The organism is Enterobacter cloacae complex sp. 394I7 (genome assembly GCF_057320345.1).
Window position 1 is genome coordinate 100,131 of record NZ_JBXWCR010000001.1, and the last position, 25,630, is coordinate 125,760.

At 55.5% G+C, this 25,630-nt stretch carries 18 protein-coding genes; 7 read left to right on the forward strand and 11 right to left on the reverse strand.

Going from position 1 to position 25,630, the window contains the following annotated elements; genetic code table 11:
* The first annotated feature begins 71 nt into the window (after window positions 1-71).
* Window positions 72-2,105, forward strand: coding sequence for a choline BCCT transporter BetT (gene betT / locus AC2FAP_RS00470; RefSeq protein ID WP_014169058.1), 2,034 nt, complete (start codon window positions 72-74; stop codon window positions 2,103-2,105).
* A gap of 84 nt (window positions 2,106-2,189) precedes the next feature.
* Here the strand turns inward: betT and AC2FAP_RS00475 are convergent, their stop codons facing one another.
* From AC2FAP_RS00475 to AC2FAP_RS00505, 7 genes are all read right to left on the reverse strand, one after another.
* The gene (locus tag AC2FAP_RS00475) at window positions 2,190-4,295 is read right to left on the reverse strand and encodes a prolyl oligopeptidase family serine peptidase (protein WP_410389794.1); all 2,106 of its coding nucleotides are present in this window, start codon (window positions 4,293-4,295) and stop codon (window positions 2,190-2,192) included.
* A complete protein-coding gene (locus AC2FAP_RS00480) occupies window positions 4,292-6,424 on the reverse strand; it encodes a peptidase domain-containing ABC transporter (RefSeq protein ID WP_063925327.1) in 2,133 nt (710 codons plus the stop codon). Before AC2FAP_RS00480 ends, AC2FAP_RS00475 begins: the two co-directional genes overlap by 4 nt.
* The gene (locus AC2FAP_RS00485; protein ID WP_113656473.1) at window positions 6,417-7,691 is read right to left on the reverse strand and encodes an HlyD family secretion protein; all 1,275 of its coding nucleotides are present in this window, start codon (window positions 7,689-7,691) and stop codon (window positions 6,417-6,419) included. The genes AC2FAP_RS00480 and AC2FAP_RS00485 overlap by 8 nt, the downstream gene beginning before the upstream one ends.
* A 149-nt stretch (window positions 7,692-7,840) precedes the next feature.
* Entirely contained in the window at window positions 7,841-8,101 is a 261-nt protein-coding gene (locus AC2FAP_RS00490) for a hypothetical protein (RefSeq protein WP_410389790.1), read from the reverse strand.
* 102 nt (window positions 8,102-8,203) lie between these two features.
* Window positions 8,204-8,374 (reverse strand): hypothetical protein, encoded by a 171-nt coding sequence (locus tag AC2FAP_RS00495; protein ID WP_154816602.1) that lies wholly within the window; start codon window positions 8,372-8,374, stop codon window positions 8,204-8,206.
* A gap of 504 nt (window positions 8,375-8,878) precedes the next feature.
* A complete protein-coding gene (entD, locus tag AC2FAP_RS00500) occupies window positions 8,879-9,541 on the reverse strand; it encodes an enterobactin synthase subunit EntD (protein WP_244047760.1) in 663 nt (220 codons plus the stop codon).
* 120 nt (window positions 9,542-9,661) lie between these two features.
* Window positions 9,662-11,911, reverse strand: coding sequence for a TonB-dependent siderophore receptor (locus tag AC2FAP_RS00505; protein WP_047357082.1), 2,250 nt, complete (start codon window positions 11,909-11,911; stop codon window positions 9,662-9,664).
* Window positions 11,912-12,162: 251 nt separating this feature from the next.
* Between AC2FAP_RS00505 and fes the strand changes: the two genes are divergently transcribed.
* Genes fes through entF form a run of 3 tightly spaced genes read left to right on the forward strand, consistent with a single transcriptional unit; the run spans window position 12,163 to window position 17,439 of the window.
* Window positions 12,163-13,362: an enterochelin esterase gene (fes, locus tag AC2FAP_RS00510; protein ID WP_244047761.1), complete on the forward strand. Its 1,200-nt coding sequence runs from the start codon at window positions 12,163-12,165 to the stop codon at window positions 13,360-13,362.
* A gap of 10 nt (window positions 13,363-13,372) precedes the next feature.
* Complete coding sequence (locus AC2FAP_RS00515) at window positions 13,373-13,585, forward strand: MbtH family protein (protein WP_014169063.1); 213 nt, start codon at window positions 13,373-13,375, stop codon at window positions 13,583-13,585.
* Entirely contained in the window at window positions 13,582-17,439 is a 3,858-nt protein-coding gene (entF, locus tag AC2FAP_RS00520; RefSeq protein ID WP_410389787.1) for an enterobactin non-ribosomal peptide synthetase EntF, read from the forward strand. The genes AC2FAP_RS00515 and entF overlap by 4 nt, the downstream gene beginning before the upstream one ends.
* Before the next feature lie 47 nt (window positions 17,440-17,486).
* On the opposite strand, the gene fepC is transcribed toward entF, so the two are convergent.
* Genes fepC through fepD form a run of 3 tightly spaced genes read right to left on the reverse strand, consistent with a single transcriptional unit; the run spans window position 17,487 to window position 20,277 of the window.
* Window positions 17,487-18,287, reverse strand: a complete 801-nt coding sequence (fepC, locus tag AC2FAP_RS00525) for an iron-enterobactin ABC transporter ATP-binding protein (RefSeq protein WP_250368687.1) — start codon at window positions 18,285-18,287, stop codon at window positions 17,487-17,489.
* Window positions 18,284-19,273 carry an iron-enterobactin ABC transporter permease gene (gene fepG / locus AC2FAP_RS00530; RefSeq protein WP_025204701.1) on the reverse strand — a complete coding sequence of 330 codons (990 nt, stop codon included), beginning with the start codon at window positions 19,271-19,273 and terminating at the stop codon, window positions 18,284-18,286. Before fepG ends, fepC begins: the two co-directional genes overlap by 4 nt.
* Window positions 19,273-20,277, reverse strand: coding sequence for a Fe(3+)-siderophore ABC transporter permease (gene fepD / locus AC2FAP_RS00535; RefSeq protein WP_032677660.1), 1,005 nt, complete (start codon window positions 20,275-20,277; stop codon window positions 19,273-19,275). The genes fepG and fepD overlap by 1 nt, the downstream gene beginning before the upstream one ends.
* 108 nt (window positions 20,278-20,385) lie before the next feature.
* Here fepD and entS point away from each other — a divergent pair, with 108 nt between their 5' ends.
* Complete coding sequence (entS, locus tag AC2FAP_RS00540; RefSeq protein WP_014169068.1) at window positions 20,386-21,633, forward strand: enterobactin transporter EntS; 1,248 nt, start codon at window positions 20,386-20,388, stop codon at window positions 21,631-21,633.
* Between the two features lie 44 nt (window positions 21,634-21,677).
* Here entS and fepB read toward each other — a convergent pair whose 3' ends face one another.
* Complete coding sequence (gene fepB, locus AC2FAP_RS00545) at window positions 21,678-22,637, reverse strand: Fe2+-enterobactin ABC transporter substrate-binding protein (RefSeq protein ID WP_032677662.1); 960 nt, start codon at window positions 22,635-22,637, stop codon at window positions 21,678-21,680.
* Window positions 22,638-22,824: 187 nt separating this feature from the next.
* On the opposite strand from fepB, the gene entC reads away from it, so the two are divergent.
* Together entC and entE are read left to right on the forward strand one after the other, a co-directional pair.
* Window positions 22,825-24,000 carry an isochorismate synthase EntC gene (gene entC, locus AC2FAP_RS00550; protein ID WP_014169070.1) on the forward strand — a complete coding sequence of 392 codons (1,176 nt, stop codon included), beginning with the start codon at window positions 22,825-22,827 and terminating at the stop codon, window positions 23,998-24,000.
* Between the two features lie 9 nt (window positions 24,001-24,009).
* Window positions 24,010-25,620 carry a (2,3-dihydroxybenzoyl)adenylate synthase EntE gene (entE, locus tag AC2FAP_RS00555; protein WP_485452805.1) on the forward strand — a complete coding sequence of 537 codons (1,611 nt, stop codon included), beginning with the start codon at window positions 24,010-24,012 and terminating at the stop codon, window positions 25,618-25,620.
* The last annotated feature ends 10 nt before the right edge of the window (window positions 25,621-25,630 follow it).

Below are 25,630 nucleotides of genomic sequence, written 5' to 3' on the forward strand. Positions count from 1 at the left end.
TTCAATATAAAATGTGTCTTAATTGTTGCGGTTTTGGATTTCAATAGTTACAAAAACAGTGGGGATACTGGATGACAGATCTTTCGCAAGACAGAGAAAAGGACAAAATCAATCCGGTTGTTTTTTATACATCCGCAGGACTGATTTTGTTGTTTTCCCTGATGACGATCTTCTTTAGCGATTTTTCTGCCGAGTGGATTGGGCGCACCCTTAACTGGGTGTCGAAGACCTTCGGCTGGTACTACTTGCTGGCGGCGACGCTCTATATCGTCTTCGTCGTCTGCATCGCCTGCTCGCGCTTTGGCTCGGTAAAGCTCGGGCCGGAACAGTCAAAACCCGAGTTCAGCCTGCTGAGCTGGGCCGCGATGCTGTTTGCCGCGGGCATTGGTATTGACCTGATGTTCTTCTCCGTGGCGGAACCGGTCACGCAATATATGCAGCCACCGGAAGGGGCGGGGCAGACGATGGAGGCCGCGCGACAGGCGATGGTCTGGACATTGTTCCACTACGGCTTAACCGGCTGGTCGATGTATGCCCTGATGGGGATGGCGCTCGGATACTTTAGCTATCGTTATAATTTACCCCTCACGATCCGCTCCGCGCTCTATCCGATTTTCGGTAAAAAAATTAACGGACCGATTGGGCACACCGTGGATATTGCGGCGGTGATTGGCACCATCTTTGGGATCGCCACCACGCTCGGTATCGGCGTGGTGCAGCTCAACTACGGTCTGAGCGTGCTGTTTGATATCCCGGATTCCATGGCGGCCAAAGCGGCGCTGATCGCGCTGTCGGTGATTATCGCCACCATTTCGGTTACCTCCGGCGTGGACAAGGGCATTCGCGTGCTTTCTGAGCTGAACGTCGCGCTGGCGCTGGGGTTGATCCTGTTCGTGCTGTTTATGGGCGATACGTCATTCCTGCTCAATGCGTTAGTGCTGAACGTGGGTGATTACGTGAACCGCTTTATGGGTATGACGTTGAACAGCTTCGCCTTCGATCGCCCGGTCGAGTGGATGAACAACTGGACGCTGTTCTTCTGGGCGTGGTGGGTCGCGTGGTCGCCGTTTGTTGGCCTGTTCCTGGCGCGTATTTCGCGTGGACGCACCATTCGTCAGTTTGTGATGGGCACGCTGATTATCCCGTTCACCTTTACGCTGCTGTGGCTGTCGGTGTTCGGCAACAGCGCGCTGCACGAGATCATTCACGGCAATGCGACGTTTGCGCAGGAAGCGATGGTGCATCCGGAGCGGGGGTTCTACAGCCTGCTGGCGCAGTATCCGGCGTTTACCTTTAGCGCCTCTGTTGCGACCATTACCGGCCTGCTGTTTTACGTCACCTCGGCGGATTCCGGCGCGCTGGTGCTGGGGAACTTCACCTCGAAGCTCAAGGACATCAACAGCGATGCTCCCAACTGGCTGCGCATCTTCTGGTCTGTCGCCATTGGCCTGCTGACCCTGGGCATGCTGATGACCAACGGTATTTCTGCCCTGCAGAACACCACGGTGATCATGGGTCTGCCGTTCAGTTTCGTGATCTTCTTCGTGATGGCCGGGTTGTATAAATCTCTCAAGGTGGAAGATTACCGCCGCGTCAGCGCCAGCCGCGACACCGCGCCACGTCCGATGGGTGCGCAGGACAGACTGAGCTGGAAAAAGCGGTTGTCACGCCTGATGAACTATCCGGGCACGCGCTACACCAAACAGATGATGGAAACGGTCTGCTTCCCGGCGATGGAAGAGGTGGCGCAGGAGCTGAAGCTGCGTGGTGCGTATGTTGAACTGAAAAACCTGCCGCCGGACGACGGTGAGACTCTGGGACACCTGGACCTGCTGGTGCATATGGGCGACGAACAAAACTTTGTCTACCAGATTTGGCCACAGCAGTATTCGGTGCCCGGGTTTACCTATCGCGCACGCAGCGGGAAATCAACGTATTACCGCCTTGAGACGTTCCTGCTGGAAGGGAGCCAGGGGAATGACCTGATGGATTACAGTAAGGAACAGGTAATTACGGACATACTGGATCAGTATGAGCGGCACCTGAACTTTATTCACCTCCATCGCGAGGCGCCGGGGAATAGCGTGATGTTCCCGGATGTTTGAGCGGGATAACTAAGTGAATAAAGCGGTATCCTGGAACAGGGTACCGCTTTTTTTAATGGCCTGGCACATTCGTGCTGCGCAATATTAATGATTTTGAAAATGAATACCGGTTTTCCATATAAAGAAACTCACAGTGTCGACTAATTTTGAATCAGCTTCTGCGTAGGTGGCCGCATTGTGTCCTCCTTGACTGTAAGCTAATACCAGCACCGGAACATTCCACGGTTTGTTTATTGTCTGCAATCGGGCTGCGAATTTTGCTGTCTGCCAGGGGGAGACACGTTGGTCATGCAGGCCGACCGTTAACAACACCGGGGGATAGCGTTTACCTGGAACCAGATGCTGATAAGCGTCTATTTTTAACAAATTGAGCATGCCTGATTGTTTAAAAGGTGAACCCAACTCTTCAAAATTCATCTCGCCTATTGGAATTTTATCCAGTCGACTGGTATTAAGTATTCCGACGTCTATCGCCACAGCTGAAAATAGTTCTGGGCGAAGCGTCATTGCCATACCCATTATAATCCCCCCCGCGCTCTCACCACTGATCACCAATTTTGACGGTGAGGTGTATTTATTATCAACGAGATATTCAGCGCAACGAATAAAATCATTAATAGAATTTTCTTTCTTATTCGCTCTACCTCCTTCATGCCATGCTGGACCCAGTTCACCTCCTCCTCGAACATGCGCGATTGCGATGGCTCCGCCTTGTTCAAGCCAGAGCAAGCGGGAAATATCAAATTCAGGAAGGGTACTTACTCCATAAGCGCCGTAAGCTGTCAACCAGATGGGGGTGGCACCATTGTGTTCAATCCCTTTATGATGAATTAAAGTTAACGGAACGCGGACGTTATCTGCTGTGAGAACCCATATTTCTTCCGTCACATAGTCTGTAAAGGATTGTTTTACCGGTGATATTAAATTCGTATCTCTGATGCGATTATTGACCGGGTTATACTGGAAAATAGCAGGTTGCGTGAGCCAACTCTGTCGGGTGAAGAGGATATCCTTGCGGTTATTGCTGGCGAAGATTGCACTCACATTTTCATCTGCTGGTGCTGGAATGAACTGGTGCTTATTCGGGTCATCAAAAGGAATACGTACGAATTTATTGGTACCAGAGTCATGGTATGCAATATAAAGTGAATCCCGACTGGTGGTTAGCTGGGTGAGCTCACCATTTGCCCAGCTCATCACATGCTCTCGTTTTGAAGTAGGAGTACTCAGATCGACTCTTGAGATATCATAACCTGATGATGAATTCATGTTAGCAAAATAAATCCACTTTCCAGAGCAAACAAAGGCAGAAACATTCTCATCAACATCAATGATTTTGGCCCAGTGTAATATTCCGTTGAGTGCGGGATCGTTTTTTGCTGAAAAAAGATAGCCGCCATAACCGCTGATTGATTTCGAAAAATAAACGATGAGATATGCAGAGTCGGGGGATGCAAACAAATTAACGTTTTCACATTTCTTCTGTGTCAATTCCGGGAGAGTATGCCAGTCAAAAGTCATAACATCATTTTGGCTCCCTAAATGATGGTAGTAGACTTTTCCGCATGTTTGTCGCCCGGTATCATGAGTTGTATCGTTAAGACTGTAATAAAATGACTGGTTATCCGCTGCCCAGACAACATTAGGATAGCGAACCGCGGAAATTTCATCTTTTAATACGACACCATCCGCAACTCTGATGACATTTATTGCCGTAGTTTCAGTACCATTTTTCGATAATCCAAAAGCCACATAGTGACCGTCTGGAGATGGGCTAAAAAAATTAATCCCATATCCGACGGGAGGGGTAATAACCACTCGTTCAGGTTTTCCCTTTTGTTGCACAAAAAGCCGCAGATAAGGATGTTCAGTTGTCGATCGTAGGTAGAAACGACGATCGCCCGCATCATAGATATCAGATAGAGTTGGTTCTGTGTTAACCAGTATGCTTAGTCTTTTCGCCAGTGCATTTCGCCAGGGGAGGGTGTGTAATATTTTAACCGCTTGGTCTGATTGATGGCTTAGCCAACGAGCTGTCTGTTGTCCGTCGGTTTCCATCCAGCGATAAGGATCTACGTTGTTGTCAACATCAGCGTTTCTCCCATGGGCATGAGTGAAAAAAACGCAGCCAAACAAAATGACTATTATGAATAATGTCGGTTTTATACTCAGTCTTACGCAATTTTTCATTCAGAGTGCAGTCCATGCTGTTCTGTCTGTGGCATTAATCGAATCACACGCTCAACAGATGCGATGGTTGATTGTCTGTGAGCAATGATTATTCGGGTGATGTTTAGCTTTTTGATAGCCTGATTAACATACGTTTCACTCTCTTCGTCCAAGGCACTGGTTGCTTCATCCATAAATAATATCCCGGGTTTACGATAAAGTGCGCGGGCAATAAAGATGCGTTGTTTCTGTCCTCCAGACAACCCCTCACCAAGTTCTCCAACTAATGTATCGTATCCCATGGGCATTTTTACAATAGCACCATGGATAAAGCTTGCGCGAGCGCACTCTTCCATCCATTCGTAATCGGCATTTTCATCGAAGCCACAAATATTTTCTCTAATTGAACCAGAAAATAACTTATCATCCTGCATTACGCACCCGATTATTTTGCGGTAATTGTTTAAACCAAGTTGTTGAATGTCGTTACCATCGATCATTACTGAACCTGTCTGCGGTTCAAACAATCCACAAAGAACCCTCATAAGCGTTGTTTTACCTGCACCTGACGGGCCTGTAATTGCCACACTTTCTCCAGCTAAAACCTGGAAAGAAAGACCACGAAAGACAGCGGCCGAATGGTCATCATATCGGTAGCTTAATGCATTTATTTCTAGGGCTACAGGTTTCATCGTGTTTAATATTTCTCTATCGGGCTTTTTCTTTTCTTGAGTATTAAGTGCAATATCTGCCACACGTTCATTATGAAGGTGCATCATGCGCAACTTAGTCAGGAAATTAGTTAATGACCAAATTCTGTCGGCAAATTGTTCTCTGAATACACCGAAAGCGATGAACATCCCAATTGTTATATCGTTATCTATAATGAGTCTTGAACCCAGCCATAGCATTGCTATCTGCTCGCAAGCAGTGATAAGGGAGTTTACGCCACCAAAAAGCAAATCCATTTTGGTGATTTTTATTTCAGTGTTAATTGTGTCAATTTCCAGGTTCAGCCAGTGGATGCTTCTTCTTTCACTAAAACCTTGCATTTTAATGGTCGCTATACCGTACAACGTTTCCATGAAATAAGATCGGGTTCGGGCGTCTCTAACGAGAATTTCCTCCGATAATTCGCGGTAGGTACTGTACGTCATAAGACGGATGAGGACATATAGAGCAGTAAAACACATAACAACGCCTGTGAGCCAGCCGCCATAAAGTGCCATCATAATGACGACACCGATCAACATCGTTCCATCGATGAGTGCTCCAACGATACTACTGGTAAAGGTTTCCCGAAGAGTGTTCAACGATCCAAAGCGCGACTGAATGTCACCTAACTTGCGTCGCTCAAAATAACTCAAAGGTAGCCGCAGTAAATGTGAAAATAACCCGGATTGCCACTGAACATTGATGAGCGTAGTCATTAATAATGAAGACCATGAACGCAGTGCGCTCAATGCCAGGCGTAAGAAAGTAAAGAGTAACAGACCAATACAAATCAGTGTCAGTAAGCCCACATCTGCAGCGGGAATAGCATGATCCAGTGCAAGCTGAGTACCTATCGGGATAAGAAGATTTATGGATTCAATAATGAGCGAATAGAAAAATATTTTCGCTAGCGTACCCTTAAGACCATGTACCTTTGCTGCAAGGGCTTTGAGGCTGAAGTGGTGACTTTCTTGCTCTTCGGTAAATGTACTTCCAGGCCATACTTCGAGTGCTATGCCAGTGAAGTATTGAGACATTTCCTCGAGATTTATCGTTCTACGGCCTCTGGCAGGGTCGTGTAGGATCACTCGATTTTGTTTCACACCGACCAGAACTACAAAATGGTTAAAATCCCAATGTAAGATGCAGGGGATCTTAAGCGAGTTGAGTTCATGAAGTTCCAGGGATAAACAGCGAGATGCAAGTCCTAATTGTTCAGCAATTTCTTTCATTCCTGCCAGTGTTGTCCCACGTGCAGATAGGTTGAATTGTTGTCGCAAGGATATGAGATTGCTATTTTTTCCATAGTGATTACAAATCATCGCAAGACATGCCAAACCGCATTCTGAGGATTCCGTTTGATGAACTAGTGGAACCCGAGAACGCAGATGAAGATCGAGTTGTCCGAGAAGCGTTTTAAAAGCACGTTTACTCATTTATCGGGCCCTCTATGCTATTTTTCATATCGTAGAAGGGGGAAAGCATCCACTGATAGATCTTCCTTTTTTCCAGAAATAAGGTGCTTTGAGCTTGCATTCCATTACCCAAGCTCAGACGTTTACCCGCGTACGCAATATTTTGTCTGTCAGGTTTGATAATAACTTTGTAGTAGGGTGCAGCTGAAGATGAGGCCACTTTAAGCGCCCCTTGATAGGTTTGCATTTCCTGTGGGGAGGCTGGGGAACGTGAGATGACAGAAATTGCTCCGCCAAACATACCGAATTTTTGAGCAGGAAAGGCTTCATAGCGGATGTTCACGCGGTCTCCAGCATTAAGATAGGGGACTGCGTCATTCGGTACCCAAATGACAAGAGAGAAATGATCGATATTGTATGGGATGATTTGTAGCAGACTGTCGCCCGGCTTGATCATCTGCCCGACGGTGACGCTAAGGGAATCTACCCTCCCGTTAGCCATGGCTCGGATAATAATAGCGCCTCCAGCATCAATACTCAGACGTTCTTTTTGCAATTCATAGCGCTGAAGTTCCATTTGATGAATCTGATTATCAAATTCAGCGGCCTGCGTCTGAATCTGACTCTCCAGTGTTGTCACCTGCAACGCGTTTTGGTCACTCTGGGCAGACAGGTTAATCATGTTATTCTGTCGTTCGTAGTATAAGGCTATCTGATTAATCAGCTGATCCTGAGTAATAAGACCACGCGCCTGATAATGCCGGTAGTTCTCCATGTTAGTTTTCATTACATGGAGGCCTTCCTGGGCTTGGGTGATAATATCTGAGGAACGTTTGAGAGCAGCGCTATATTGTTCTTTTTGTTTTTTGAGCATCTCAAGAGTGTTTTTTTTATTTTCCTGGAGAAGAGACATGATTTGAGATATGCGTGTCAGCTGGTTGTCAACATCCATACGCTGATTATCGCTGACAACACCGCTACGTGTGCTTTTACTAACATCGATCATGTAAATAGCATCACCTACTTTGAGCAGTTGACCTTCTTTGACAAATTGTTTAACTACCACCCCCTGAACACTGGCGTAAACGTTAGATGAACGAGGATAGGTGGTTATTTCTCCCACTACAGTTATTCTTCTCGTATAGGTGAACGTTAGGACGAAGGTTAGAAAAGCAATAACAAAAAAAACAGATAGCCCTGCAACCAACCAAACAGGGATCCCAGGCAGTAATATGGCTCTTCCTTGCCATCTCAATTTTTTGTGATCAACCGCTTTTTGGCGATACACGCACTTTTTCCTTTTTTTAAAAGATTTCGTGATTTTGTGTGGTTCACCAGGTGACAATTTTAAGTCAATTGCACCTGGTTATTCTGCATATCCAGGGGTATCGTGTTTTTTCCTGCATATGTAATTTGCTTTGCTGCGCTTCGGTAATACTATTTCTTCGACGACTCAACCATCCCTACCGTTACGGCCATCGTGTCCACCGGGACCACCTTTACCGCCTTTGCCCCCTTTTCCTCCAGGGCCACCATTTCCACCATCACCCCCGTTCCCGCCTCGTCCCCCGTTACCGCCATTACCACCATTTCCAGAACCACAGGTTCCTCCATTACCTCCGCGGCCGCCATTACCGCCTGCGCCCCCATTACCTCCACTTCCACCATCGCATTGCGAACCCCCAGAAATACCTTCACTCTCTGATTTCAGTAGTTCTCGCATTTTTACTCCTGATAAAGTAATGCATCACGCACAACGACCCGCCATGACAAACTTACAGCGGGTCGTCGTTTTGGTTTTTAATGATGGCTATCGACGACCGCCATTATTGCCACCGCCGCAGCTTCCGCCGTTACCCCCATTACCGCCATTACCGCCGCGGCCACCATTACCACCATTGCCGCCATTACAGGTACCACCATTACCACCACTATTGCCATTGCCGTTGCCACTGTGATTACCGTTCCCATTACCGGCACCAATACCACCGGCCACAATACTCATTTCATTTTGATTTAATTCACGCATTAGACTTTCCTTAGTTATATGGAGTTAAAGTAAAACAGCCTTAACATAATGTTCCTGAAATAAAGAAAATGGAAATGACTTATTTCATCTTTCACGGTTTTTTTATCTTTGGGTTTTTGACCTACCTCTAAGTTTCGTTGCGTAATTCTGTTATGGAAAGCATGGTGGCGAGTTGTGGATTATGTTCTAAAATTAAATTGGTTTTATCTAACTATTAAAAGTAGTAGGAAGGGATAGATTCTCTTAACATTTGCACTCAAGGGGTGTATGTTTCCCACATCGAGATAGGTTGTGAGGTGCTATATTTTTATACATGATCGTAGGCGTGATAAAGCTGCAAGGATATTTCTTTGTGGTTGGGTTTTATATTAATAATTGTTTTGTTTTCAGTAATGATATTTTATCAAAAGAGTAGGGTGTTGAATTTTTCGGATAAAAAGTCAAAACTATTCCTGAACGACGAGCAACGTGCATACGCTTTCGTCCATAATTTGCCATGCCAGGTTAAAACACAATCCCTCGTAATAACACCCTATGGGTTGGGCAAGTTTTAATACCAGCGTTTTCTCATTCAATGCACTGACCCGTGCGCATTCAAATCCCATGTATTCCCTCACTACAGGAAAAAGCGCTTTAAACAGGCTCTCTTTGGCGCTGAATGCGAGCGTCAATGTAAGCGCGAAAGGCTTGCCCGACTGCAAAAGGCGTGTTTCTTCCTGTGCGTCGATGACACCTTCCTTTATTTCGTGAGCTTCGTTTTCGGAAAGAATGGCTTCCAGATCAATGCCGATTAGCGTATGCGGATAGCGCGCAACCACCGCCATCGCCTGTGTACCGCTGTGGGTAATGCTGCCAGTGATGCCTTCCGGCCAGAGGGGTTCCCCGCTGGGACCGATGCCGGGAACGGCGCGTTCGTTAATCGCTCTGAGTGCGTGGGCGGCGGCGAGGCGACCGGCAAGGTGTTCGGTTTTTCGTTTTCGTCCGGCGTCGGTTAGCTGGGCCTGGTGAGGAAGCCAGAGGAGGTCGGCGTCGGTAAAGGTGGTGGGATCGAAGGTAATTTGGTGGACCGTGGTTCCGGCAAGACGAAATGTGGAGTGGGTGGTGCGCATGTTTTCTCGTCCTGACGTTGAGGAATAGTGCGGCCTGATGCCTTCACCCCGATCTTCTCCTGCCGGGAGAGGGAGACATTCAGCCCCTCTCCCGGCAGGAGAGGGGAGACACAGCCTGCCTTAGAAGTGCGTGTTCACGCTCATAAACCAGGTTCGGCCCGGCTCATTATAGGTGTATGCACCCGCGCCGTACATATAGGCACCGGTTGTGGCGTTGCCGGTGGTCTGGGCATTACCCGCGCGCCACTGGCGTTTATCAAAGACGTTATCCACGCCGCCGGTCAGGCTGACGTTTTTGGTCACGTCCCAGGTCGCACTCAGGCCAACGATGCTGTACGGGCTGACTTCGTCTTTCTCAGATCCGGTCACCGGCTGGCCTTTGTAGTTGTACTTCTTCGGCTGCTGCTTGCCGTACCAGGTGAAGGTCGACTGCAGCGACACATCCTGATGTACCTGCCAGCTCAGGGTTGAGTTCAGCGTGTACTCCGGGATGATCGACAGACGGTCGCCGGTCTCCTTGTTCTTACTTTGCAGCATATAGGTGATGTTGTTGGTCCAGTTGATCGTGTCGCTGACCGGCACGTTCAGGGAGCCTTCCAGACCTTCAACCACCGCTTTAGGTACGTTTTCCCACTGGTAAATATCGGTGGTCACTTTACTGGTGGAGGTCTGGCCGACTGGCGCATACCCCGCTTCAATCTTGTTGCGGTAGTCGTTACGGAACCAGGTCACGCCCGCCAGCCAGCCGTCGTGTTTCCACTCCAGACCAATCTCTTTGTTAATGCTGGTTTCGGCTTTCAGGTCGTCGTTACCCATCATGTAGCAACCCACGCCGTCGGAGCTGGCGTAGCAGCCCTGGCCTTTGCTGTACAACAGATAGTTCGGGTTGGTCTGGTACAGGCTCGGCGCTTTATAGGCGCGGGCGATACCCATCTTCAGCGTAAAGTCGTCACCCAGGCCTTGCGACAGGTTCAGGGACGGGCTCCAGTTGTTACCGACGATCGTATGGTGATCGAAGCGCAGCGCCGGGGTCAGCATGGTGCTGTCCGTCAGCTCCATGTTGTTTTCAGCGAACAGGGAGAAGATCTCCGCCGAGGTATACGGGCTACGATCGTTGCTGAGCCCCGGAATGGTCCCGCCCTGCTGGGTTTGCGAGAAGGAGGTCGAGTCCTTCATGCGCTGCTGGTTCCACTCGGTGCCCAGCGTCAGGTTCTGGTTGACGAGAAAATCAATCGGCAGGTTGATTTCGCTGTGCAGCATCACATCAGCCAGGTCGGTGTCGGTGAATTTATTGCTGTTGAATAATCCTTCCGTACCGCCTGCCAGGCCTTCGCCGAGACGCGAATTGCGGGTGTGCTCGTACTGCGCCCAGTTGCTGGTGGTAATCCCATTATCCCAGCCGCCGTTCCAGGTCACCGCAAAGTTCTGGCGATAGATACGGTTAGTCTCTTTACCGTAGTTTTTCTTCACCAGACCGCTGGAGCTGTTGTCGTTGTTGGTGTTCTGGGTATCACCCGCGTAGAGGTTGTTCTGGCGGCTATAGCCCGCTTCAAACTCCAGGGACTGCATGGGCGCGAAGTCCCAGCGGACCACGCCGTTAATGTCTTTGTTCTCGACCCCTTCACGGCCTGCAGGCAGGGTGTCGGCATAGGTACCAGTACGATCGGACTGGTGACCCTGGTTGATGTCCCACGCATCGGCCTGAGTTTTGTCGAGGTTACCAAACATGCGAAAGCTGAAGTCGCCGCCCAGCGGGCCGCTCAGGCTGAAGTTGGTGCGCTTAGTGGAACCCTCATCCTTATGTTCTGGAGCATTCAGATAGGTGTTCCAGGAGCCATGCCACTGGTTGTCGAATTTTTTGGTGATGATGTTCACCACGCCGCCTGCCGCACCGTTGCCGTAGCGAGCTGCGGCCGGGCCACGAATGACCTCAATGCGTTCAATCATCTCTGGCGGTACCCAGCCGGTGTCACCGCGGGTATCTCGCTCGCCGCGCCAGCCCAGACGGATGGAGTTGCGGCTGGTGACCGGCTTGCCGTCGATCAGGATCAGGGTGTTTTCCGGACCCATACCACGAATATCAATCTGACGGTTATTGCCGCGCTGTCCGCTGGTGGAGTTCCCGGTCAGGTTAACGCCAGGCATGGTGCGGATGATTTCGGCCACGTCACGTGCGGGCGGGTTTTTACGGATTTCATCGGCGGTGATGGTCGATACCCCTGGTGCCTGCAGGTTCTGCTCTGCGGCGGTGATCACCATGGTGTCTTCGTGCTGCGCGTCGGCGGTGTTGTCGTCTGCCAGCGCTGGCATCGCAACGCCGTAAATCCCTAAGTTGACCAGCAAGGCCAGGGAGTGAATCTTCTTATTCATTGTACGTCCTGCTTTTCGCGCCGCATCCCCGGGCTCCATTCCCGAAAGGGAGAGGAGGCGGCATGGTGTCACCCGCAGTTTGCGTAAGCAGCCCCGTCCTCGAGCGCACACAACGCGTGGCATGGTTGTTTTATGAGCGCGCTTCCCACAGCGCGGCCACTACGCTATTGCAAATGCAAATAGTTATCAATAATATTATCAATAAAATTTGTCCTGAAACAAAAAAGACTGATAAACATGAGGTTATACGGGTGACGGGGTTAAAAACGGGAAGTGAAGCCTGGTGGCAGTCGAAAAACGGACCCGAATGGACCCGCGAGAAGGGGCACTATTGCGTCACTTTCTGGTGGCGTGACCCGGCAGGAACGCAAAAAACCTCGCCGCTAAAACGCGTCTGGCTCTACATCACCGGCGTGACCGATCACCATCAAAATGCCCGTCCGCAATCCCTTGAGCGCATTCCTGATACTGACGTCTGGCAGTGGCAGGGCGCGTTCACCCCGCAATGGCGCGGCAGCTACTGTTTTATCCCCTCAGTGAACGAAGATGATTTTGCCGACGCGGTCTTCCACGGCGAGCAACCCGAACGTTTGGCGCTGCGTGAAGGCTGGCGAAAGTTGCTCCCCGCGGCGATGGCCGATCCGTTAAATCCGCAAAGCTGGCGCGGCGGACGCGGGCATCCCGTCTCGGCGCTCGAAATGCCCGAGGCCCCGGTTCAGCCCGGCTGGAACACGCCCGCAACGCCCGGCAACGCGCCCGTCTGCTTTGAATGGGAAAGCGTGCGTCTGAATAACCGCCGCCGGGTGTGGGTTTTCACCACCGGTGAAGACAGCCCGGAGCGGCCGCTTGCCGTACTGCTCGACGGCCAGTTCTGGGCCGAAAGCATGCCCGTGTGGTCTCCGCTAACCGCGCTGACAAACGCGGGCAAACTGCCGCCTGCCGTCTACGTCTTAATCGATGTGATCGACATGGCGCACCGCAATCACGAGTTGCCCTGCAACCCTGATTTCTGGCGGGCGGTGCAGGAGGAACTTCTCCCGCGGGTGAACAGCCGCACTCCGTTCAGCGACCGCGCCGACCGAACGGTAGTCGCGGGTCAAAGCTTTGGCGGCCTCTCTTCACTTTATGCCGGGCTTAACTGGCCCGAGCGCTTTGGCTGCGTATTAAGCCAGTCCGGCTCCTACTGGTGGCCGCACCGTGGCGGTCAGCAGGACGGGTTGCTCATCGAACAACTTAAAGCGGGCGACCTCACCGCGCGCGGGCTGCGTATCGTTCTTGAGGCCGGGCGCAATGAGCCGCTCATCTTCCGCGCGAATCAGGCGATCTACGCCGAACTGCACCCGCAGCAACCGGTTATCTGGCGTCAGGTTGACGGCGGACACGACGCGCTTTGCTGGCGCGGTGGGCTGACGCAGGGGCTGATGACCCTCTGGCAGCCGCTTATTCACTAACGGAGTCTGTATGGAATTCAGCAACCCTTTCGATAATCCGCAGGGTCAGTTTGCGATTTTGCGTAACGACCAGGGACAGTACAGTCTGTGGCCGCAGCAGTGCCAGCTGCCGGCGGGCTGGCGCGTGGTCTGTGAAGCGCAGTCTCAGGAAGCCTGTCAGCAGTGGCTCGCCGACCACTGGCAAACCCTGCAACCGTCTTATTTTGCGGGAGAGAAAGCATGAACCGTCTTCCCCTTGTCGCCGCCCAGCCGGGTATCTGGATGGCGGAGCAGCTTTCCTCCCTGCCAAACGCCTGGAGCGTGGCACACTACACCGAGCTGAAGGGCAATATTGACGCATCGCTGCTGGCAAAAGCCATTGTTGAAGGGATGAGGCAGGCCGACACTCTGCGCATGCGTTTTGTGCAAGAGAATGGCGAGGTGTGGCAGTGGGTGGATGACGCTATGTCACTGCCTGAACCGTCCGTGGTTCGCGCCGAATCCCATGACGCGGCGATGGCCCTGATGGCGGCGGATTTAAACCAGAACCTGCGCGTGGACAGCGGTCAGCCGCTGGCGTTCCATCAGCTGATTCAGGTAGGCGAAGGGCACTGGTACTGGTATCAGCGATATCATCATCTGGTGGTGGATGGCTTCAGTTTTCCGGCGATTACCCGCCAGATCGCCGCCATTTATCGCGCATGGCAAAACGGCGAGCCCACGCCCGCGTCGCCGTTTACCCCTTTCGCCGAGGTGGTGGAGGAGTACCAGCGCTATCGCGACAGCGAAGCGTATCAGCGCGACGGGGCGTTCTGGGCGGAGCAGCGTAAGCAGCTTCCTTCCCCGGTCTCGCTGTCGTCGGCACCGCTGCCGGGCCGTGCGGCAACCACCGATATTCTGCGTCTGAAGGTGACGGCTGACCGCCGCGCCTTTACCCGGCTTGCTCAGGCGGCGGGGCCGGTTCAGCGTACCGATCTGGCGCTTGCGCTGGTGGCGCTGTGGATCGGGCGTCTGACCGGACGGCTGGACTACGCCGCCGGGTTTATCTTTATGCGCCGAATGGGGTCGGCGGCCTTAACGGCAACCGGTCCGGTGCTGAACGTGCTGCCGCTGGCGGTGAACATTGCCCCGCACGAAAGCCTGCCTGCGCTGGCGCATCGTCTGGCAAATCAGCTGAAAAAAATGCGTCGCCATCAGCGTTATGACGCCGAGCAGATCGTGCGCGACAGCGGACGTGCCGCGGGCGATGACGCGCTGTTTGGCCCGGTACTGAACGTCAAGGTGTTTGATTATCAGCTGGATATGGATGGCGTGGACGCCATCACCCATACGCTGGCCACTGGCCCGGTCAATGACCTTGAACTGGCGCTGTTCCCGGACGAGCAGGGCGGACTGAGTATTGAAATCCTTGCCAATAAGCAGCGCTACGATGAAGCGACGCTAACGCGCCACGTTGCACGCCTGAACGCCATGCTGATGCAGTTTGCTGCCAACCCGGATTTGCGCTGCGGCGAAGCAGAAACCGTTTCAGAGCAGGAATACCAGCAGCTGGCGCGTATCAATGATACCGGGCTGGCGCTACCGTCAACCACGCTGGCTCAGCTGGTGGCAGACCAGGCGGATAAAACGCCGGATGCCCCCGCGCTTGCTGATGCGCACATCGAACTGAATTACCGCCAGATGCGCGAGCAGGTGGTGGCTCTTGCGACATTACTGCGGGAACGCGGCGTTAAGCCTGGCGACAGCGTGGCGGTAGCCCTGCCGCGCTCGGTGTTTCTTACCCTGGCGCTACACGGTATCGTGGAGGCGGGTGCCGCGTGGTTGCCGCTGGATACCGGTTACCCGGACGATCGTCTGCGCATGATGCTGGAGGACGCGAAACCGTCCCTGCTGATCGCCTCTGACGATCAGCTTTCGCGCTTTAGCGATCTGCCGGTCCCTGTATTTAGTTACAACACACTATTACCCCCAGCGGGCAGTGAACCGCTGCGGCTGGCAAAGCCGGCGCACACGGCGTACATCATCTTTACCTCAGGCTCAACGGGGCGGCCAAAAGGCGTGATGGTAGGGCATACCGCCATCGTTAATCGCCTGATGTGGATGCAGGATCACTATCCGCTGGACGCGCATGACGTGGTGGCGCAGAAGACGCCGTGCAGTTTTGACGTCTCGGTCTGGGAGTTCTGGTGGCCCTTTATCGCCGGCGCGAAGCTGGTGATGGCCGAGCCGGACGCGCACCGCGATCCGCAGGCGATGCAGAACTTCTTCGCGCATTATGGCGTGACCACGACACACTTTGTGCCGTCGATGCTGGCGGCATTCGTTGCCTCGCTGACGCCGGGAAATGCCGACTGCTGTCAGACCCTGAAGCAGGTGTTCTGCAGTGGGGAAGCGCTGCCGACAGAACTGTGTCGGGAGTGGGAGCACCTTACTCATGTCCCGTTGCATAACCTTTATGGTCCAACAGAAGCGGCGGTGGACGTGAGCTGGTATCCGGCGTCGGGTCCGGAACTGGCGGCGGTAGCGGGCAACAGCGTGCCGATTGGCTTCCCGGTGTGGAATACGGGGCTGCGCATTCTGGATGCGATGATGCGTCCGGTGCCGTTCGGCGTGGCCGGTGACCTCTATCTTACCGGGATCCAGCTTGCGCAGGGGTATCTCGGTCGTCCGGACCTGACCGCCAGCCGCTTTATTGCCGATCCCTTTGCACCTGGCGAGCGGATGTACCGCACCGGTGACGTGGCGCGCTGGCTGGATAACGGCGCGGTGGAATATCTGGGCCGCAGTGACGATCAGCTGAAAATTCGTGGTCAGCGTATCGAACTTGGCGAAATCGATCGTGCGATGCTTTCGCTGCCTGACGTGGCGCAGGCCGTAGCGCACGCGTGCGTCTTTAATCAGGCGGCGGCAACCGGGGGCGATGCCCGACAACTGGTAGGGTATGTCGTCTCCGGGTCCGGCTTGCCGCTGGACCGCGATGCGCTGCTGCACTCGCTTAAAGCTCAATTGCCGCCCCATATGGTGCCGGTGGTGCTGCTGCAAATCAGCGCGCTGCCGCTCTCTGCCAACGGAAAGCTTGACCGCAAGGCGCTTCCGTTGCCGGAATTGACCCGCAAGACGTCCGGGCGGGCGCCAGAAACAGACGCTGAAGTGGCCGTCGCGCAGGCATTTTCTGCCCTGCTCGGTTGTGAGGTGAACGATATCGATGCCGATTTCTTCGCCCTCGGCGGTCATTCCCTGCTGGCGATGCGCCTGGCCGCGCAGCTCAGCCGTACGTTTGCCCGCAGGGTCACGCCGGGACAGATTATGGTGGCCTCGACGGTCAGCATGCTCAGCGCGCTGCTGGATTCATCGATGAATGACGAGCAGGCGCAGCGTCTGGGCTACGAGACCCTTCTGCCGCTGCGTGAAAGCAACGGTCCGACGCTGTTCTGTTTCCATCCGGCATCCGGCTTTGCCTGGCAGTTTAGCGTGCTGGCGCGCTATCTCAGCCCGCGCTGGTCAATCACCGGCATTCAGTCGCCGCGTCCGGAAGGGCCGATGCAGCAGTGCGCTACGCTGGACGAGGTGATCGAACAGCATCTGCAGACGCTGCGCGCGCAACAGCCGCAGGGGCCGTATTATCTGTTCGGCTACTCGCTTGGCGGCACGCTGGCGCAGGGCATTGCGGCCCGTCTGCGCGAGCAGGGGGACGCGGTGGCGTTTCTCGGCTTGCTGGATACCTGGCCGCCGGAAACCCAGAACTGGGCAGAGAAAGAGGCCAATGGTCTCGATCCGGACGTACTGGCAGAAATTGAACGCGAGCGTCAGGCGTTTATCGCCGCGCAGCAGGGACAAGGCTCTGGCGAGCTCTTTAACGCCATCGAAGGGAATTACGCCGATGCCGTCCGCCTGCTGACAACGGCGCACAGTTCACGGTTCGACGGTAAAGCGACGTTGTTTGTTGCCGGGCGCACGCAAACGCTGGATCCGCAGCAGGCCTGGGCGCCGTGGGTGGGGGAACTGGAGGTTTACAGCCAGGATTGCGCCCACGTGGATATCATTTCACCGCAGGCGTTTGAGACGATAGGACCGGTGCTGAAGGCGATATTGGGGTAGCGGTTTCCCCTCACTCTCACCCTCTCTTTCTGGAGAGGGTGAGGGCATCAGACTGCACGCTTGCCCAACGGCACCACCAGCGGCGTACCGGCCACGGGATCGTCGATAATCATGCAGCGCATGCCGTAGATCTGCGCGATCAGATCCGGCGTCACAATCTCTTTTGGCGCACCCTGCGCCACAATTTCGCCGTCGCGCAGCGCAATCAAATGCGTGGCATAGCGGCATGCCTGATTTAAATCATGCAGCACGGCCGCCAGCGTATAGCCCTGCGTGCGGTTCAGCTCGCTCAACAACTCCAGCAGATCGATCTGATGGCTGATATCCAGCCACGTGGTAGGCTCGTCCAGCAGCATGATGGCGGTTTCCTGCGCCAGCACCATCGCAATCCACGCCCGCTGGCGCTGCCCGCCGGAGAGCGTATCCACGCTTTGCCGGGCCAGATCGGTAATGCCCGTCGCCTGCATCGCCCGCTTCACCGCCTCATCATCCTCTTTACGCCAGCGAGTAAACAGCGGCTGATGCGGATAGCGCCCGCGCGAGACCAGTTCCTGCACCGTGATATCCCCAGGCGTGGTGGCGTTTTGCGCCAGCAGGCCAATACGGCGCGCCACCTCTTTGCTGGCAAAGTGCTGGATCTGCTCGCCGTCGAGATACACGCAGCCCTCAACCGGCGTCATCAGGCGGCTGAGGGTGCGCAGCAGGGTCGATTTACCGCAGCCATTCGGGCCGATAATCGCCGTAAAATGGCCGTCCGGGATAGCCACCGTCAGGTCACGGGCAATGATTTTTTTGCCATAGCCGAGGGTTAAGTGTTCGCCGCGCAAGCGGGTTGTACTGTTTGTCATTTCTTGCGTGACTCCTGAACTAACAAGACGATGAGATAAATCCCGCCGAGACTGACGGTCACGACGCCTACCGGAAGTTGATAAGGCATAAATAACCGCTGGGCGCAGAGGTCGGCGGCCAGCAGTAACGCTGCGCCACACAGCGCCGCCTGGGTTAATCCCCAGCGCGCCGTGCCGCTGATGCGCCGGGCAATGTGCGGTGCAACCAGCGCGATAAACGAGATCGGCCCGGCGATGGCGGTGGCGGCAGCGGTCAGTAACACTGCCACCAGCATCAGCATCAGGCGCGAGCGCTCAACGCCCACGCCCAGCGCACAGGCGCTGTCATCGCCCATCTCCAGCAGGCGCATCCGGCGTACCAGCAACACCGCGCCAATAAACATTACCAGGATCAGCGGGGCAGCGGGCCAGGTTTTGCCCCACGTCAGGCCATTGAGTGAACCGGCATACCACAGCCCGGCAGAGAGCGCGGTGTCGAGCGAAGCCTGCAGCAATAGCCAGGTGTTGAAAGCCATTAACATGGCGCGAATGCCGATACCGATAATGATCAGGCGGAAGGTGTCGATACCGTTGCGCCAGGCCAGCGCCCAGATAATGAGCGCGGTGACTATCCCGCCGGTCATCGCGGTGAACGTGATGGCCGTCAGGTGCTGACCAAACAGCACCATCGCCACCAGCACGCCGCTCCAGGCGCCGGTGTTCAGCCCCATTACGTCCGGGCTGCCAAGCGGGTTGCGCATCAACGACTGAAAAATGGCACCGCTGACGCCGAGCGCCGCGCCCACCAGAATCGCCATCGCCACGCGCGGCAGTCGCCACTCGGTGACCACCAGGGTGACATTGCGCGGTGCACTGCCAAGCAGCGCGTTAAAAACCTGCGCGAAATCGAGCGTGACCGCGCCGCTGCGCAGGCTCCAGACCGCCAGCATCAGAATGACGACGGCCAGCAACGACACGCTGGTGACTAAACGTCGGGACGGGGCCATCATGCGCCACCTCCGCGTTTACGTCGCACGAGGAAGATCAGCACCGGTGCACCGATAAACGCGCTTACCACCGAGACGCGCAGTTCACCAGGCACCAGCAGGCGACCCACAACATCCGCGAACAGCAGCAGGGCAGGGGTAGCCAGCAGCGTGACCGGCAGCGACCAACGGTGATCGGCACCCACCAGCCAGCGTGCCATGTGGGGCATCATCAGGCCGATAAAAGCAATGGGGCCGACTACCGCAGTTGCGCTGCCGCACAGTACGGTGATCGCGACAAGACCCGTTAGCTGCGTGCGCGCCACGCGGTTGCCGAGCGCGGTTGCGGTGTCGCTCCCGAGGCTCAGGCTATTGAGCGCCCGGCTTAAACACAGCGCGACGGCGGCGGCGATGACGACCGGGATCACCACCACTTTTAAGGTTGCCAGGGTGCGGATATCCAGCGAACCGGCCTGCCAGAAGCGCAGCTGGTCGTAAACATCCGGGTTAAGCAGGGCGATGCCGTTGGATAACCCTTCCAGCACGGCGGCAAGCGCCACGCCCGCCAGCGTCAGGCGTACCGGACTCAGCTGTCCGCCACCCTGGCTACCGGTAAACGCCACCACCAGCGACGCCGCCAGCGCGCCGCAGAAGGCCATCACCAGTTGTTCAGAGGGAGAGGTAAAACCGAAGAGCGCCGCGCCAAGCACAATCGCAAAGCTGGCGCCGCTGTTTACCCCAAGAATACCGGGGTCGGCCAGCGGGTTACGGGTGAGCGTTTGCATTAAGGCACCGGCAAGACCCAGCGCCCCTCCTGCCAGCAGTCCGGCAAGGGTACGGGGAAGGCGGGCATCAAGCACGATGGTGCAGTCGGCGCTCTGACAGCTGCCAGTGAGCGCATCGACAATAACGGACGCGGGCAGCGGCTTCGCGCCGACCAGCAAACTGAGTGCAATCGCAAGGATTAACAGTAGCAATAACACGGGCACGGCAACGGCGCGCACCGCGGAAGAGGAAAACGACATAGCAACATCCATGATTTGATAATGATAGTGATTATCGTTATCTATCTTATTTGGCTATGTTAGCATGTGCGCCAATGGAATTGGTAGAAATACACTCAAGGCCTTGTCATGAATCAAAAATCCTGGCTGCTCAACCTCAGCCTGCTGAAGACGCACCCCGCATACCGCGCTGTCTTTATCGCCCGTTTTATCTCCATCCTCTCCCTCGGCCTGCTTGGCGTTGCCGTGCCGGTGCAGATCCAGTCCATGACCCACTCCAGCTGGCTGGTGGGGCTTTCGGTCACCTTAACCGGTGGGGCAATGTTTATCGGCCTGATGGTGGGCGGCGTGCTGGCGGACCGGTACGAGCGTAAAAAACTGATCCTGCTGGCACGCGGCACGTGCGGCGTAGGCTTTATCGGGCTGTGTCTGAACGCCATGCTGCCGGAGCCGTCACTGATTGCCATTTACGCCCTCGGTCTGTGGGACGGTTTTTTTGCGTCACTCGGCGTCACGGCGCTGCTGGCAGCCACGCCCGCGCTGGTCGGGCGCGAAAACCTGATGCAGGCGGGGGCAATCACCATGCTGACCGTGCGCCTCGGGTCGGTAATTTCACCGATGGTCGGTGGCCTGCTGCTGGCGACCGGCAACGTGGCGTGGAACTACGGGCTGGCGGCGGCGGGCACCTTTATCACTACGCTCACGCTCCTGCGTTTGCCGCGTCTGCCGCCTCCGCCACAGCCGCGCGAACATCCGCTGACATCACTAATGGCCGCGATCCGTTTTCTGTTCAGCAATCCGTTGATAGGTGGCATTGCGCTGCTCGGCGGTCTGCTGACGATGGCCAGCGCCGTACGCGTGCTTTACCCGGCGCTGGCGGGCGTGTGGCAGATGAGCGCGTCGGAAATCGGCGTGCTGTACGCGGCTATTCCGCTCGGCGCGGCATGCGGCGCGCTGACCAGCGGTAACCTGGCGCAGAGTGCGCGTCCCGGGCTGATCATGCTGCTGGCTACCCTGGCGTCGTTTATTGCGATTGGTTTCTTCAGCCTGATGCCGGTATGGGCGCTGGGCGTAATGTGCCTGGTGATTTTTGGCTGGCTAAGCGCCATCAGTTCATTGCTGCAGTACACCCTGATCCAGACCCAGACGCCGGAAGGGATGCTGGGGCGTATCAACGGTCTGTGGACCGCGCAGAACGTGACGGGCGATGCCATTGGCGCGGCTATCCTCGGCGGGCTGGGGGCGATAATGACCCCGGTGGCTTCAGCGAGCAGCAGCGGCTTTGTCCTGGCTATGCTGGGAGTGATATTGCTGGTGGTCCTGGTTGAGCTGCGTCGGTTCAGGCAGGAGGTTGTGTTGAACGACAGTGCGGCCTGACGCGTTCACACCGGCCCTCTCACCAAGAGGGCCGGGTTAGCCTCTTACCTGAACAGTGCGTCTAAACGCTGCAGTACCCGCATTGCACTGTAATAATCCAGGCGGAACGTCTCTGTTCCCAGTGCCCAGACGCGCTTGTTCTGCACGGCAGGAAGGTGCGCCAGCAGCGGATTGGCGTAAATCGCATCCACATCTTTCTGATCACCGGCAAACAGGAACAGCCCTTCGCCGTTCAGCCCGGTTGCCAGATTTTCCCCGCCTAACTGAATAATATCGTGACGCTGACCCTGGCTTTTGGAGGTGTGCAATCCGGCAGGCAGTTCAGCCAGCGTAAAGCCCAACTGCTGTAATAACTGGCCCTGAGCGGATTCCGTCGTCCACAGGTTTGCCGAGTGTGCGGCGGCGGTGTAGACGATGGCGTTCACCGGCTGCGGCGGTAATGTCATCTGCTGTTTCACCTGGGCAAGCTGCTTATCAAACGCGGCGATGCGCTCGGCGGCCTGTTTTTCCTGACCCGTGATTGTGCCGAGCTGTTTTAGCAGCGCCTGCCAGCTTTTGTCGTCGTAGTTAATAACAAGCGTCGGCGCGATAGCTGAAAGCTGGTCATACAACGCCAGCGCCGAATCCCCGCCGGTGGCACTGATCAAAATCAGGTCCGGCATCTGGGCGGCCACCGCTTCGGCGCTCGGCTCGCCAATGTACAGACGCGCAAGCTGACGCTGTTTCGCAATATCGCCCCACTGGCGCAGGAATCCCTGCGCATCCGCCACGCGATTGTTGGGCGTGGTGGCGCCGCTGGCAATGACCGGCGCGTCAATCGCCAGCAGGGAGCCGGTCAGGGTCACGCTGGTGGAGACGATGCGCGTCGGTTTGTGCTCAAGCGTATGCACGCCGCGGCTGTCTGTCACCTGACGCGGCCAGTCGGCGGCAAGCGCTGAGGTAAGTCCTAAAACAAAAAGTCCGATGAAAAGCAGGGGATTACGGCAGACGGCAAGACATTTCACAACGTGGCATCCTGTTTCTGTTGAAGTTAATGCTTCTCATTTTCATGTCTGCGACGACGGGATGCAAGCGTTACCCGAAGAAGATGTTTGCTCTGCGGTTGACAGCGACGCGATGTGAGATTAGGTTAGCGAGCGTAAATATAAATGATAATCATTATTACTGCCTTTATCATTTTAGGAGGATGAAATGGATACGTCCCTGGCTGAGGAAGTTCAGCACACCGCCAGCACGCTGCAATCAGACAGCTTTTTCTTTATGTCGCCTTACCGCAGTTTTACCACGTCCGGCTGTTTTTCCCGCTTCTCTGAATCCGCCGTCGGGGGTGACGATCCGGCAGGACAGTTTCAGCAGAAATTAGCCCAGGCTTTCCGCAACGCAAAAGCCAGCGGCATTGCCCATCCTGTGATGGTGGGTGCCATTCCGTTTGATACCCGCAAGCCGTCGTCTCTGTTTATTCCGCAACGCTGGCAGACCTTTTCTCGCCCGGCGCGTCAGCAGTCCGCCCGCTATGTTGCTGGCTCACAGGCGCTGAAGGTGGAAAAACGCACCGAGATCCCGCCGCAGCCGGTATTTGAAGAGATGGTCGCCCGCGCGGCTGCCCTCACCGCCACGCCGCAGGTGAACAAAGTGGTGCTGTCGCGCCTGATTGATATCGTCACCGACAAACCGATTGATAGCGGTGCGCTCATGGAGCGGCTGATCGCCCAGAACCCGGCAAGCTACAACTTCCACGTACCGCTGGAAGACGGTGGCGTGCTGCTCGGCGCAAGCCCGGAACTGCTGCTGCGTAAAGAAGGGGCGCATTTTAGCTCTCTGCCGCTGGCAGGCTCCGCGCGTCGTCAGCCGGATGACGTGCTGGATCGTGAGGCGGGCAACAAGCTGCTGGCGTCCGAAAAAGATCGTCACGAGCATGACCTGGTGACCCAGGCGATGAAAGCCATTCTCAAACCGCGCAGCCATCATCTCAGCATGCCGTCCTCCCCACAGTTGATCACCACTCCCACGCTCTGGCATCTGGCCACGCCGGTGGAAGGTGAGGCGCGTGAAAACGAAAACGCGCTGACGCTGGCCTGCCTGCTGCACCCGACGCCAGCCCTGAGCGGTTTCCCGCATCAGGCTGCTAAGGCGTTGATCGCCGGGCTGGAGCCGTTCGATCGCGAGCTGTTCGGCGGCATCGTCGGCTGGTGTGACAGTGAAGGCAATGGCGAATGGGTGGTCACCATCCGCTGCGCACGTCTGCAGCAGAATACCGTTCGTCTGTTTGCCGGCGCGGGCATTGTCCCGGCCTCTTCACCCGTGGGCGAGTGGCGTGAAACCGGCGTAAAACTCTCCACCATGCTCAATGTTTTCGGTTTGCATTAAGGAACACTCATGACCCTTCCCTTTACCCGTTGGCCCGAGGATTTTGCCCGGCGCTACCGTGAAAAAGGCTACTGGCAGGATCTGCCGCTGACCCACATCCTGACGGATCAGGCGAATAACGATGCGGTGGCGATCGTCGACGGTGACCGTCGCATAACGTACCGCGAGTTTAACCAGGCCGTGAATAACCTGGCATCGCGGCTGCAGGCGTTGGGGCTTCATCGCGGTGAAACGGCGCTGGTGCAGCTTGGCAACGTGTGCGAGTTTTACATGACCTTTTTCGCTCTGCTGCAGGTGGGCGTGGCGCCGGTCAATGCGCTCTTTAGCCATCAGCGCTCGGAGCTGAACGCCTACGCCGCGCAGATCAAACCTGCGCTGCTGATAGCCGATCGCGAGCACGCCCTGTTTGCAGGGGATGACTTCCTCAATACTTTTGTCGATGAGCACCGTTCGGTACGTGTCGTGCTGCTGCGCGGCGACAAAGGTGAACATGCGCTGGACGCGGCGATTGCGCATCCGGCAGAAAATTTCATTCCGAACCCGACTCCTGCCGACGAAGTGGCGTTCTTCCAGCTCTCGGGCGGGAGCACCGGCACGCCGAAGCTGATCCCGCGTACGCATAACGACTATGACTACAGCATCCGTCGCAGCAATGCGATCTGCGGGATTACCGCGGACACGCGTTATCTGAATGCGCTGCCAGCGGCCCATAACTACGCCATGAGCTCACCCGGCTCGTTAGGCGTCTTTACGGCGGGGGGCTGCGTGGTGCTGGCAAACGATCCGAGCGCCACAATCTGCTTCCCGCTGATAGAAAAACATCAGATTACGGTTACCTCGCTGGTGCCCCCGGCTGTCAGCCTGTGGCTGCAGGCGATTGCCGACGGTGCAGGGAATGCTCCGCTCTCATCGCTGACGCTGCTGCAGGTCGGTGGGGCGCGCCTGTCCGCGTCGCTCGCGGCGCGTATTCCGGCAGAAATTGGCTGCCAGCTGCAGCAGGTGTTTGGTATGGCGGAAGGGCTGGTGAACTACACCGCGCTCGATGATACGCCGGAACGCATTATCAATACGCAGGGGTGCCCGATGTGCCCGGATGACGAAGTGTGGGTGGCGGACGAGCACGGTAATCCGCTCCCGCGCGGTGAAGTCGGGCGCCTGATGACCCGCGGGCCGTATACCTTCCGCGGCTATTTCAACAGTCCGGAGCACAACGCCAGCGCCTTTGATGCAGACGGCTTTTACTGCTCCGGGGATCTGATCGCCATTGACGAACAGGGCTACATCACCGTTCAGGGACGGGAGAAAGATCAGATCAACCGCGGCGGCGAAAAGATTGCCGCAGAAGAGATTGAAAACCTGCTGCTGCGCCACGACGCGGTGATCCACGCGGCCCTGGTGAGCATGGAGGACAGCCTGCTGGGTGAAAAGAGCTGCGCGTATCTGGTGGTGAAAGAGCCACTGCGTGCGGTGGAGGTGCGCCGCTTCCTGCGTGAGCAGGGCGTTGCAGAATTTAAACTGCCGGACCGCGTGGAGAGCGTTGATGCGCTTCCGTTAACGCCCGTCGGCAAAGTCGATAAGAAACAGTTGCGCCTGTGGCTAGCTGAACGCGCCCGGGGCTAAGGAACAGAGT